This is a genomic window from Kitasatospora sp. NPDC056531 (assembly GCF_042794375.1).
In the GTDB taxonomy this organism is placed as follows: Bacteria; Actinomycetota; Actinomycetes; order Streptomycetales; family Streptomycetaceae; genus Kitasatospora.
The window spans coordinates 1-11,680 of sequence record NZ_JBHTTU010000134.1 but is presented as its reverse complement, the minus strand read 5'-3'; the positions used below and the strand labels follow the sequence as shown (position 1 = coordinate 11,680).

At 72.1% G+C, this 11,680-nt stretch carries 13 protein-coding genes; 3 read left to right on the top strand and 10 right to left on the bottom strand.

Annotated features, from left to right (window positions below):
• Window positions 1–288, top strand: a 288-nt coding sequence (locus ACFQ87_RS41450) for a hypothetical protein (RefSeq protein ID WP_380616137.1), incomplete at its 5' end; no start/stop codon positions are given.
• A gap of 221 nt (window positions 289–509) precedes the next feature.
• Here ACFQ87_RS41450 and tyrS read toward each other — a convergent pair.
• The gene (gene tyrS / locus ACFQ87_RS41445; protein WP_380616139.1) at window positions 510–1,778 is read right to left on the bottom strand and encodes a tyrosine--tRNA ligase; all 1,269 of its coding nucleotides are present in this window, start codon (window positions 1,776–1,778) and stop codon (window positions 510–512) included.
• Between the two features lie 291 nt (window positions 1,779–2,069).
• On the opposite strand from tyrS, the gene ACFQ87_RS41440 reads away from it, so the two are divergent.
• Window positions 2,070–2,606 (top strand): HNH endonuclease, encoded by a 537-nt coding sequence (locus tag ACFQ87_RS41440; RefSeq protein ID WP_380616136.1) that lies wholly within the window; start codon window positions 2,070–2,072, stop codon window positions 2,604–2,606.
• 80 nt (window positions 2,607–2,686) lie between these two features.
• On the opposite strand, the gene ACFQ87_RS41435 is transcribed toward ACFQ87_RS41440, so the two are convergent.
• The 7 genes from ACFQ87_RS41435 to ACFQ87_RS41405 form a co-directional block, all read right to left on the bottom strand.
• A complete protein-coding gene (locus tag ACFQ87_RS41435; protein WP_380616135.1) occupies window positions 2,687–4,585 on the bottom strand; it encodes a PQQ-binding-like beta-propeller repeat protein in 1,899 nt (632 codons plus the stop codon).
• Between the two features lie 107 nt (window positions 4,586–4,692).
• Entirely contained in the window at window positions 4,693–4,998 is a 306-nt protein-coding gene (locus ACFQ87_RS41430; protein WP_380616134.1) for a 4a-hydroxytetrahydrobiopterin dehydratase, read from the bottom strand.
• 34 nt (window positions 4,999–5,032) lie between these two features.
• Entirely contained in the window at window positions 5,033–5,212 is a 180-nt protein-coding gene (locus tag ACFQ87_RS41425) for a DUF1272 domain-containing protein (protein ID WP_380616133.1), read from the bottom strand.
• Between the two features lie 38 nt (window positions 5,213–5,250).
• Window positions 5,251–6,009, bottom strand: coding sequence for a sulfite exporter TauE/SafE family protein (locus tag ACFQ87_RS41420; RefSeq protein WP_380616132.1), 759 nt, complete (start codon window positions 6,007–6,009; stop codon window positions 5,251–5,253).
• A 212-nt stretch (window positions 6,010–6,221) separates the two neighbouring features.
• Window positions 6,222–7,274 carry an SPFH domain-containing protein gene (locus ACFQ87_RS41415; RefSeq protein ID WP_380616131.1) on the bottom strand — a complete coding sequence of 351 codons (1,053 nt, stop codon included), beginning with the start codon at window positions 7,272–7,274 and terminating at the stop codon, window positions 6,222–6,224.
• Between the two features lie 10 nt (window positions 7,275–7,284).
• Complete coding sequence (locus tag ACFQ87_RS41410; RefSeq protein ID WP_380616130.1) at window positions 7,285–7,707, bottom strand: NfeD family protein; 423 nt, start codon at window positions 7,705–7,707, stop codon at window positions 7,285–7,287.
• Between the two features lie 154 nt (window positions 7,708–7,861).
• A complete protein-coding gene (locus ACFQ87_RS41405; RefSeq protein ID WP_380616129.1) occupies window positions 7,862–8,653 on the bottom strand; it encodes an ABC transporter ATP-binding protein in 792 nt (263 codons plus the stop codon).
• Between the two features lie 150 nt (window positions 8,654–8,803).
• On the opposite strand from ACFQ87_RS41405, the gene ACFQ87_RS41400 reads away from it, so the two are divergent.
• Entirely contained in the window at window positions 8,804–9,607 is an 804-nt protein-coding gene (locus tag ACFQ87_RS41400) for a hypothetical protein (RefSeq protein ID WP_380616128.1), read from the top strand.
• A gap of 8 nt (window positions 9,608–9,615) precedes the next feature.
• Here the strand turns inward: ACFQ87_RS41400 and ACFQ87_RS41395 are convergent, their stop codons facing one another.
• Both ACFQ87_RS41395 and ACFQ87_RS41390 read right to left on the bottom strand, forming a co-directional pair.
• Window positions 9,616–10,269 carry a response regulator gene (locus tag ACFQ87_RS41395; RefSeq protein WP_380616127.1) on the bottom strand — a complete coding sequence of 218 codons (654 nt, stop codon included), beginning with the start codon at window positions 10,267–10,269 and terminating at the stop codon, window positions 9,616–9,618.
• Window positions 10,262–11,359: a GAF domain-containing sensor histidine kinase gene (locus ACFQ87_RS41390; RefSeq protein ID WP_380616138.1), complete on the bottom strand. Its 1,098-nt coding sequence runs from the start codon at window positions 11,357–11,359 to the stop codon at window positions 10,262–10,264. The genes ACFQ87_RS41395 and ACFQ87_RS41390 overlap by 8 nt, the downstream gene beginning before the upstream one ends.
• Window positions 11,360–11,680 lie beyond the last annotated feature (321 nt).

Here is an 11,680-nt window from a genome sequence, read left to right as displayed (position 1 = left end):
GAATCTCCAACCCCAGGAAACCCTGAGGCCGGGGATGTCAACATATCTGGCGTTGACTTTTGGCACGCTGTTGAGTTCTCAAGGAACGGACGCTTTCTTCGGACCGCCTTCCAGCGGGCCCTCCGGGCGCTTCGTTCTTTCGTGTTTCCAGCTTATCAGATGTTTTCCGCTCCGTTTTCCGGAGTTTCATTCATCCTATTTCCCGAACTGGCGGGGCCGCTTTCTGCGGCGACCATCACTTTAGCTTATTCCGAGTGTTACTCGAAATTCACCCTCGCACCCGGCTGACGGAAACGCCAGCGAACCCAACTGAATGGGCATCGAGGTGAGAGTGGGTCTTGCTGAGTGGGGTGGCCGCTCCAGCGACTCGTTCAACACTAGGCCACCTGGAGGACATCGTCAAACGTCGAGGGCCGGATCTGTCCAGATCCGGCCCTCGGGGCTCAAAGCCGCAGCTCAGAGCGGGTGCGTTTTCAGCCAGTCGATCAACTGGCAGGTCAGCAGACCGGTCAGCCGGCCGAGACCAGCTCTGCTGCCGCCAGGTTGCGCTTGCCACGGCGCAGCACCAACCAGCGGCCGTGCAGCAGGTCGGCCTCGGTCGGCACCGCTTCCTCGTCCGTCACCTTGACGTTGTTGAGGTAGGCACCGCCCTCCTTGATCGTCCGGCGGGCGGCCGAGCGGCTCGGTGCCAGGCCGACGGCGACCAACAGGTCCACCACCGGCTGGAGTTCGGACACCTCGGCCTTCGGGACCTCGGCCAGGGCGGCGGCCAGGGTCGGGGCCTCCAGGTCGGCCAGGTCGCCCTGCCCGAACAGCGCCTTGGACGCGGCGACCGCGCGCTCGTACTGCTCGGCGCCGTGCACCAGCGTGGTGAGCTCCTCGGCCAGCGCGCGCTGGGCCAGGCGGGCGGCCGGGCGCTCGGTGGTCTCACGCTCCAGCGCCTCGATCTCCTCCTTCGAGCGGAAGCTGAAGATCCGCAGGAAGTTGGAGACGTCCCGGTCGTCCGCGTTCAGCCAGAACTGGTAGAAGGCGTACGGGGTGGTCAGCTCGGGGTCGAGCCAGACCGTGCCGGACTCGGTCTTGCCGAACTTGGTGCCGTCGGCCTTGACGATCAGCGGCGTGGCCAGCGCGTGCACGGACTTGCCGTCGGCCTTGCGGATCAGGTCCGTGCCGGCGGTGAGGTTGCCCCACTGGTCGCTGCCGCCGGTCTGCAGGGTGCAGCCGTAGCGGCGGTTCAGCTCCAGGTAGTCCATGCCCTGGAGGATCTGGTAGCTGAACTCGGTGTAGCTGATGCCCGCGTCGGAGTTGAGCCGTCGGGCGACGGCCTCCTTGGCGATCATGTTGTTGACGCGGAAGTACTTGCCGACGTCGCGCAGCAGGCTGATGGCCGACATCCCGGAGGTCCAGTCCAGGTTGTTGACCATGCGCGCAGCGTACGGGCCCTCGAAGTCGAGGAAGCGCGAGATCTGGCCGCGCAGTCGCTCGACCCAGCCGGCCACCGTCTCCGGGTCGTTGAGCACCCGCTCCGCGGTGGGCTTCGGGTCGCCGATCAGGCCCGTGGCACCGCCGACCAGGCCGAGCGGGAGGTTCCCCGCCTGCTGGATGCGGCGCATGGTGAGGATCTGCACCAGGTTGCCGAGGTGCAGGCTGGGGGCCGTCGGGTCGAAGCCGCAATAGAACGTGACCGGGCCGTCCGCGAACGCCTTGCGCAGTGCGTCCTCGTCGGTGGACAGGGCGATCAGCCCACGCCACCGCAGCTCGTCGACGATGTCCGTCACGGTCACGCTTCTCCTTCGATCGGGCGTCCGCCGGTGCCGGCCCGATTCCGTCGGGCCTCGGGTCGGTACGACTCCAGCCTGATAGAGCCTACGCGGTCCCGGCCAGCGAGTTTTCCCCAAGGCGCAGTGCCGGGCGCACGGCGCGCTCCCCCGGATCCCTGTCCGATACCGGAAATTCCGTTGTTCGTCGGCTGTGGGCCCATTCAGAGTGGTTCCACCGCCGTGCGGCGGCAGTGACGTGTGTGGAGACGGTCGTGCCGCCGTGGCACGCCCGTGGGAAGGGTGTGCCGAGTGCGCAACACGCTGGTTCTGAACGCGAGCTACGAGCCTCTGACGACGGTGTCGCTCCAGCGCGCCGTCGTCCTGGTGCTCCAGGACAAGGCGGTGGTGGAGCAGGCGCATCCGCTGCGCTCGGTCCGGGGAACGGGCGTGGCCGTCCCGGTGCCACGGGTGATCAGACTGCAACGGTACGTACGGGTGCCGTTCCGACAACAGGCCCCGTGGTCGAGGCGGGGTGTCCTGGCCCGGGACCAGCACCTGTGCGCGTACTGCGGGCGCCGCGGCACCACCGTGGACCACCTGCAGCCCAAGTCGCGCGGTGGCGAGGACAGCTGGATGAACACCGTGGCCGCCTGCGCGGAGGACAACCAGCGCAAGGCCGACCGGACACCGGAGCAGGCCGGGATGAAGCTGCTGCGGCGGCCGTTCGTGCCGACGCCGCAGGCCACCCTGATGCTGGCGCTCGGCCTGCGCAGCGCGGAGGCCCGGGAGCTCGCCGACTGGCTGCCGGCGGTGCCGGGCCAGCCCCAGCCCGTCCCGGCGGCCTGACGGCGAAGCCCGATCCCACGGCCCGACCGCAAGGCCTGACCCCTGCGGGGCCTCAGCTGAAAGGCCTCGGCAGAAAGGCCTCAACCCTTCGCCTGGTAGCCCGCCGCCGTGCCGAAGTTGGCCGAGTGCTCGGGTATCACGACCACCTGCCCGCCGCCGATCACGACCCGCCCGGAGACCAGCAGCGAGCCGGTGCCGGGCGGGAAGTTGCCGCCGACCGCCTCCTGGCCACCCGCCAACGGGAAGCGGCCGAGGCGGGCGGGCTGGTCCCGGCGCTCGTCGGCTGCCAGTACCAGCGAGCCACCGTCGATGGCGACCGCCCGGACGGTGCCCTTGGCGGCGGTCTGCGCCTTCCAGCGCTGCTTGCCGGTGTCCAGGTCGTAGCCGACCGCGGACACCGGCCCGCCGCCGTTCGCCGGGACGAGGGTGGCGACCATCGTGCGGCCGTCGAAGAAGACGTTCGGAGTGGCCGAAAACGTACCGTGGGCGACGTCCAGTCGGCCGCCATCGGTGACCACCGGGATTTCGGCGGCCGGGTCGCCGGAGGTGCCCCAGGCGAACACCCGGTCGTCCTCGGGCTTCGCGCCGGTGGTGAGCACGACGGCCGGCTCGGTGGAGAGGACCGTCACCGTCTTCGGCGAGTTGTTCAGGCCCCGCCACCAGGAGACCTTGCCGTCCGCGGTGTTCAGCGCGACGGCCTGGTCGGCAGGGGTCGAATCGGCGCAGGAGGAGGCGACCAGCACGGTCTTGCCGCTGACGCCGCCGGACAGGGTGCAGAACTTGCCCTGCCCGGTGTACTGCCAGACGTCCTTGCCGTCGGCCGAGTCCCAGGCCACCGCCCGGTCGTCGCCGACCGCGATCACCTTGTCCTCGGTGACGCCGATCCGCGCGGCGTAGGCGCCCTTGGCGTCCGAGAGGGTCTTGGTCCAGGCGGTCTTGCCGGTCTTGGTGTCCACAGCGGCGACCAACGTGCAGGGGCTCTTCGGATCCGCCTGCGGCCGGAACAGGGCCGCGCCCAGCCCGGCCGGGTTCACACCCGCCGACAGCCCGCACGGGACGGCGCCGGCCGCCGGGGGCTCGACCGACCAGGTCGGCTTGCCCGCCGTCCGGTCGTACGCGTGCACGCCGGTGCCGTCTGCCCGGACCACCGCGTCGGCCAGCAGCCAGCTGCCGGCCAGCGTGTCGTCCCCACCGCCCTGGGTGGCGGCCACGGGCTGCGCGGACCAGGCCTTGCTGTGCGCCACGGCGAAGCCGGCCTCACCGCTGCTGGTCGCGGACGCGCTGCCGCCGCCCTCGGCGCCGACCGTCAGCGCGGCCGTGATCAGCACCCCGAGCGCGGCCACCCCGGCGCCGGCCCGGACCATCAGGGCCCGCCGGCTGGGCACGTGCTCCCCGGTCAGCACGGCTGTCCGGGCCTTCGCCACCAGCGAGGAGCCGGAGCCGCCGTCACCACCGCCGCCACGCCGAGCCGCCCGCGAGGACGCGGCGGACGCGGCGGCTCCGGCAGACCCGGCAGGCTCGGCGAGCTCCGCCGGGGACTCCTCAGCGGCCGGCTCGGCCTCCGCCGCGGGCTCCTCGACGTACACATAGCCGTCGGCCGAGTACTCGGCGCCCGCCGGAACGTACAGCGCCTCCTCCGCCGCCGGCTGCTGCTCCTGCTGCTGCTGCTGAGCGGCGTACGGCACGTACGGCTGCTGCCCGTACTCCGGGTACTGCTGCTGGTACGGCTGGTACTGCTCCTGGCCGCCGTACTGCCCCTGGCCGTAACCGTTCTGGACGAACCCGCCCTCGACGTACCCGGTCTGGCCGTAGCCGCCCTGCTGGTCGTACGGCTGCTGGTCGTACTGCGGCGCCTGCTGCCACTGCCCGTGCGGCTCCGGCTGCTGCCACTGCCCCTGCGGCTGCTGCGGCTCGTAGTACCCGCCCTGGGGGTACCACTGCTGCTGGGCGTGGGCGTCCCCGAAGGGCTCCTGCGCCATCGTTACGTCCCTCCCGGCCCCCCGCCTGCCTGCCGATTGCGGCAGTCAGCATCTCACGCCCGTCCGAGCGCCCCGCCCGGGCCCTCGGCGCAGCGCAGGGGCGGGCCTCAGACCGCCGACTCGGCGCGCAGGGCCTCGTCGATGCGGGCGGCGAGGGCGAAGTCCAGGCCGGTGAGCCCGCCGGCGCTGTGGGTGGACAGCACGAAGCGCAGGGTGCGCCAGCGGATGTCGATGTCGGGGTGGTGGTCGAGCGCCTCGGCCTGCTCGGCGACGGCGACCACTACCCGGATCGCCGCCGGGAAGTCCGGGGCGTCCGCGCCGCGGACGATGCTGTCGCCCTCCCGCGCCCACTGCGGTACGGCCGCCAGGGCCGTCGTGATCTCGTCCTCGCTCAGCCGTGCCCTGCTGCTCATCGGTGTGCTCCGGGTGTCGTCGGTCGGGTGCCGGTCAGGATGCCTTCCGGCGCGGACGGGCCACCAGCTCGCCGCTGCAGTTGGGGCAGTTGGCGGCCATGGCCTCGGTGCAGTCCGGGCAGAAGGTGCACTCGTAGGAACATATCGAGGCGGGGCCGTCGGCGGTCAGCGACACCGCGCAGCGCTCGCAGGTCTCACGCATCTCCAGAGCCATGGCGTATTCCTCCGACTTGTGTACGGTCTGACGTTCGTTCAACTCACGAGCAGCTTGGTGACGGCCGCGAGCCCGACCACCACGATGATCCCGCGCAGCGCGGTCGGCGGCAGGCGGCGGCCGACCTTGGCGCCGAGCAGGCCGCCGACCAGTGAGCCGGCCGCGATCAGCCCGGCGGCCGTCCAGTTGACCGTCGAGGTGAACAGGAAGAACAGCGCGGCGACCCCGTTGACGATCATCGCGAGCGCGTTCTTCACCGCGTTGATCCGCTGCAGGTCCTCCTGGAGGAGCATGCCCATCAGGGCCATCAGCAGGACGCCCTGTGCGGCGCCGAAGTAGCCGCCGTAGATGCCGGTGAGGAAGACCCCGGCCAACAGCACCGGACTGCCGTCCGGGTCACCGCCGGGGCGGCGGCGCGCGGCGACGGCCCTGGACACCCGGGGCTGGACCACCACCAGGACGAGGGCGAGCAGGATCAGCGCCGGGACGATCGCGTCGAAGGCCCCGGCGGGCAGCTTGATCAGCAGCAGCGCGCCGATCAACCCGCCGAGCAGCGAGGCGGTGCCCATCCGCAGCAGCCGACGGCCCTGGCCGACCAGTTCGCGGCGGTAGCCGATCACGCCGCTGAGCGAACCGGGTACCAGGCCGAAGGAGTTGGAGACGTTGGCGGTGACCGGCGGGATGCCGACGGCGAGCAGCACCGGAAACGTGATCAGGGTGCCGGAGCCGACGATCACGTTGATCATCCCGGCGCCGACGCCGGCCGCCAGGACGGCGAGCGCCTCCCAGAGCGTCATGGGTCATCTCTCCTCTCGGTCCTGTCCGAGGGGATCATGCCGGAGCCCGCACCGGCTCGACCAGGCCCGACCACCATTCGGGACGTACGCCACAGTGCCAGGACGCCGCAGCCACACGGCCGGACAACCGCACAACGGCACGGCTGCGGGGCCGGGAAACGCCGAGGGCCCGCCACCACCAGGCAGCGGGCCCTCCACCGGACACCGTCACATCACTCCGGGTCGATCTTGCGGTACTCCCGCGCCGGGTCCACCCGGGGACGGGCGGCACCCTTCTCGACGTCCACCGGCCGCGGCCCGGCCGCCGGGTCGAGCGGCACCTGGGTGGCCGCCGGGGCCGCCTGCGGAACGCTCGGCGCCGCGACCGCGCCGCCGTTGGCACCGCCGCCGTTACCCGTCAGGCCGGTGAAGGCGCCGCCGAGGCCCTTGAGCGCGTCGCCGACCTCGCTCGGGATGATCCAGAGCTTGTTGGAGTCGCCCTTGGCCAGCTCGGGCAGGGTCTGCAGGTACTGGTAGGCGAGCAGCTTCTGGTCGGCGTCGCCGTCGTGGATGGCCTCGAAGACCGTCCGGATCGCGGCCGCCTCACCGTCGGCGCGCAGCACCGCGGCCTGGGCCTCACCCTCGGCCCTGAGCACGTCGGCCTGCTTCTCACCCTCGGCCTTGAGGATCTGCGCCTGACGCTGGCCCTCGGCGGTGAGGATCGCGGCGCGCTTGTCACGGTCGGCGCGCATCTGCTTCTCCATCGAGTCCTGGATGGAGGTCGGCGGCTCGATCGCCTTCAGCTCGACGCGGTTGACCCGGATGCCCCACTTGCCGGTGGCCTCGTCCAGGACGCCGCGCAGGCCGGCGTTGATGACCTCGCGCGAGGTCAGGGTCGACTCCAGGTCCATCGAGCCGATGATGTTGCGCAGCGTGGTGACGGTCAGCTGCTCGATCGCCTGGATGTAGCTGGCGACCTCGTAGGTGGCCGCCCGGGGGTCGGTGACCTGGTAGTAGATGACGGTGTCGATGTTGACGACCAGGTTGTCCTGGGTGATCACCGGCTGCGGCGGGAACGGCACGACCTGCTCGCGCAGGTCGATCCGGTTGCGGACGCGGTCGATGAACGGGACGACGATGTTCAGCCCTGCGTTGAGCGTCCGGGTGTAGCGGCCGAAGCGCTCCACGATCGCGGCGCTGGCCTGCGGGATGACCTGGATCGTCTTGATCAGCGCGATGAAGGCCACCACGACCAGGACGACCAAAACGATAAGGACGGGTTCCACGGACTCTCCCCTAGACGACCAGGGCGGTCGCGCCCTGGATTTCGACGACGTCGACCTTCTGACCCGGCTGGTACACGCTGTCCGGATTGAGCGCGCGGGCTGACCAGATCTCGCCGTTGAGCTTGATCCGGCCGCCTTCCCCGTCGACGGTTTCCGCGACGACCGCGGTGGCGCCCTGGAGCGCCTCGATGCCCATCCTGATCTGCGGGCCCTTCCGCAGCTGCCGACGGGCGATCGGGCCGACGAAGACCACCAGCCCGACCGAGACCACGATGAAGGTCAGGGTCTCGAGGACCACTCCCCCGCCCAGCCCGGCCACCGCGGCGGCTGCCAGCGCACCGATCGCGAACATGGCGAATTCCGGCACCGCGGTGAGCACCAGCGGTACGCCGAGCGCCGCGGCGGCCAGGAGCCACCAGATCCAGCTGTCCACACGTCCATCCTAGGGAGCGAAGGGCCTTCGAGGCGGACAGTTCCCGCAGGTCGAGGGGCGGAAACCGGTCGCACGTGCGACCGGTTCCGACGGCCTTCCGAGTTGATGGACGGGTGAGGGGTGAACGGGGGGTCCGTGAGGGACGGACGGGGCCTCAGCCCAGCGGCAGGCCCTGGGCCGACCAGCGGTCGCCGTGGCGCTCCAGGGTGAGCGGCAGCCCGAAGCACTTGGAGAGGTTACGGGCGGTCAGCTCGGTGTCGATCGGACCGGCGGTGAGCACCTTGCCCTGGCGGATCATCAGGACGTGGGTGAAGCCGGGGGCGATCTCCTCGACGTGGTGGGTGACCATCGCCATGGCCGGGGCGAACTCGTCCTGGGCGAGCGCGCCGAGCCGGCGGACCAGGTCCTCGCGGCCGCCGAGGTCCAGGCCGGCGGCGGGCTCGTCGAGCAGCAGCAGCTCGGGGTCGGTCATCAGGGCGCGGGCGATCAGGGTGCGCTTGCGCTCGCCCTCGGAGAGGGTGCCGAACTTGCGGCCGGTGAGGTTGGCCATGCCCATGCGGTCGAGGAGGGCGAGGGCGCGGGCCTCGTCGGACTGCTCGTAGGTCTCCTGCCAGCTGACCGTCATGCCGTAGGCGGCGGTGAGCACGGTCTGCAGCACGGTCTGCTCGGCCGGCAGCTTGTCGAACATGGCCGCACCGGCCAGGCCGATCCGGGAGCGCAGCTCGAAGACGTCGATCTCGCCCAGCTTCTCGCCCAGCACCGAGACCTTGCCCGAGGTCGGGAACAGGTACGAGGAGGCGATCTGCAGCAGGGTGGTCTTGCCGGCGCCGTTCGGGCCCAGGATGACCCAGCGCTCACCCTCGGAGATGGACCACGAGACCTGGTCGACCAGCGCGCGCCCCTCCCGGACCACGGATACGTCCACCAGCTCCAGCACGTCGCTCATGCCTACGCCTTCCCCAATACACAAAAATCTCGGCCGTCGGTGCGGGCGGCGAGCCTACTCCGGCAGCCGGTGGGCACGAGGTGGGTGCGCCGCACACGCATGGGCAAACCTACGCCACGCGGATGACCGCCGATTCCGTAGGCTGGCTGGATGCTCGCGACTCCTGCCGACAATCCGTACGAAGAGCCCCGCTCGGGGCGGCTGACAGCCTGGGGCAACGCCCTGATCAGCGGCCTGGTGCCGCCCGACAACGCCGCCGCGGCCGTGCTGGGTGCGGACGAGAGCCACCGGGTCACCGGGCTGCCCGGGGACGAACCGGGCGAGCAGCACGGACTGACCTGGGCGCTGGGCCGGCTGCGGGTGCTCGGGGTGGAGGGCCTGCGCCTGGCGCTGCCCTCCACCGGGCACCCGCTGGGGCTGACCGGCCCGGCGGCCTTCAACGAGCACGCCATGGCGGCGGGCGAGGCGGTGCTCGCGGTGGGCGTGCCGCTCGGTCTGGTGCCGGAGATCACGGTGTACGGCCCGGAAGGGGATCGCTCGGCCACCGTGCTGTGGCGCTGCGCCGAGGTCAACGACGCCCCGCCGGCCGACGTGCCCTCGCTGCACGAGGCCGAGCGCGAGCTCGCGGACGGGCTGCGCGAGGCGACCGTCCTGCTCAGCCGGCTCGACGTGGCCGGTGCCGGACCGGAGGCGCTGCGCGCGCTGGAGGCCTACCGCCGCCGCGGCCACACCGAGCTGCTCGCCCCCGGCTACCCGCCGCGGGCGGTCCGGGTGTTGGAGTCGGCCCGCCAGGTGTCCGCCCTGCTGTCGATCGCCTCGGGCGGCCACGGCGCGGCCGTCAGCGCCTCCGAGATGGCCGCGCGCCAGTCCGTCCTGGCACCGCTGCGGCGCACCGCCCGACGGGCTCAGGTGGCCGCCTACAACGCCCTGGTGGACGAGCGCGAGGACCGCTGAGCCACGCCCTACCCGCGCGTCTCGCCGTTGCGGACGGCCCACAGCGCGGCCTGGGTGCGATCCGCGAGGTCCAGCTTCATCAGGATGTTGGAGACGTGGGTCTTCACCGTCTTCTCCGACAGGTGGAGGCTGCGGGCGATCTCCCGGTTGGAACGGCCGTCGGCGATGTGGCCGAGCACCTCGCGCTCGCGCTCGGTGAGGGTGCCGCCGCGGCCCTGCGGGGCGCGCGGGCCGTCGTCGGAGAGCAGCGCCTCGGCCAGTTCGGGCTGGAGCAGCACGTGTCCGGCGTGCACCGAGCGGATCGCGCCGGCCAGCGCCTCCGGGTCCACGTCCTTGTAGACGTACCCGGCGGCGCCGGCCCGCAGCGCGGGGACCATCGTGCGGTGCTCGGTGAAGCTGGTGACGATCAGGATCCGGGCCCGGCTGCCCTCGTCCTTGAGCGTGCGCAGCGCCTCGATGCCGTCGACGCCGGGCATCTTGAGGTCCATCAGAACGACGTCCGGGTCGAGTTCGCGGGCACGGTCGACGCCCTCGGCCCCGTCGGCGGCCTCCCCGACCACCTCGATGTCGTCCTGGACCTCGAGGAAGGTGCGCAGTCCGCGGCGGACCACCTGGTGGTCGTCGACCAGCAGGACGCGGATCGACGGCGTGCTCTCAGGCACCGGGGACCTCCATCTCGACGAGCGTCCCCTTGCCGGGGGCGGACTCCAGGGTGAGCGTGCCGCCGACGGCGGCCGCGCGGTCGCGCATCGAGGCCAGGCCGAGGTGGCGGCCGGCCCGGCGGACGGATTCGGGGTCGAAGCCGCGCCCGTCGTCGCGCACCCGCAGCAGGGCGCCGCGCGCGGGCGTCCCGGCCAGGGTGACGGTGACCCGGCGGGCGCCGGAGTGGCGCAGCGCGTTGTGCAGCGCCTCCTGGGCGACCCGCAGCAGGGCGGCCTCCTGGGCCGGCGGCAGGGCGCGCACGCCGTCGGCGGCGAAGGCGACGTCGGCGGTGTGCGCCCGGTCGAGGACCTGCACCTGGGAGGCGAGGGTGGCGCTCAGCCCGTCCTCCTCCAGGGCGGCGGGGCGCAGTTCGACCACGACGGCGCGCAGTTCGTCGGCGGCCTCGGCGGCGAGCCGGGCGACCTCGGCGAGTTCGGCGCGCGCCCGGGCCGGGTCGCGGTCGACGAGCTTGGCGGCGGCCTTGGCGGTCAGTCGCAGCGAGAAGAGCTTCTGCGAGACGGCGTCGTGCAGGTCGTGGGCGATCCGGGCGCGTTCGCCGGCCAGGGTGAGTTCGCGGCTGCGCTCGTACAGGCGGGCGTTGGAGAGCGCGAGGGAGGCGTGGGCGGCGAGGATCCGCAGCAGTTCCTCGTCGTGGTCGGTGAACAGGCCGCCGCCGCGCTTGTTGGCGAGGAAGATGACGCCCATCACCTGGGGTTCGTCCTCCGCGGCCTCGCCGTCCAGGACGGGCACGCCGAGGAAGGCGTCCATCTCGGGGTGGGCCGCGGGCCAGCCCTCGAAGGCGGGGGCCTTGCGGACATCGGCGAGCCGGGTGGGGCCGGTCTCGTGCAGCATCTCGGCGAGCACGCCGTGCTGACGGGGCAGCGGGCCGATCGCCCGCCACTGCTCGTCGGTGACGCCGTCGACCACGAACTGGGCGAAGCCGCCGTGGTCGTCGGGCACGCCGAGGGCCGCGTACTCGGCGCCGAGCAGGTCCCGGGCGGAGGCGGTGATGCGGCGCAGCACCTCGCGGACCTCCAGGTGCCGGCTCATCGCGAGCAGCGCCTGACTGACAGCCTCGATGCCGGTCAGCGGGTCGCAGAGGGCCTCGACGGCGGCCGGCGGGTCGCAGGCGGGCAGCGGGCCGGCAGGGGTCCGGTTTTCACCGGTCGTGCTGGGCATACCGCCAAACTACCGCCGCCGCGGAAGCCGCCACGTCCGTCCCCGGCCGCGCCGGTCGCAGGTCCGGAGACCTAGGCTGCTGGGCCCTCCCACCCCAGAGGCGAGCGGGCGAGTCCCCGCCCCGAGCCGAAGGGGCGCGCCGGTGCCGAAAGGGAGAAGCGACCAGCGAGGCACGAGCGCCGGAGCGCCGAC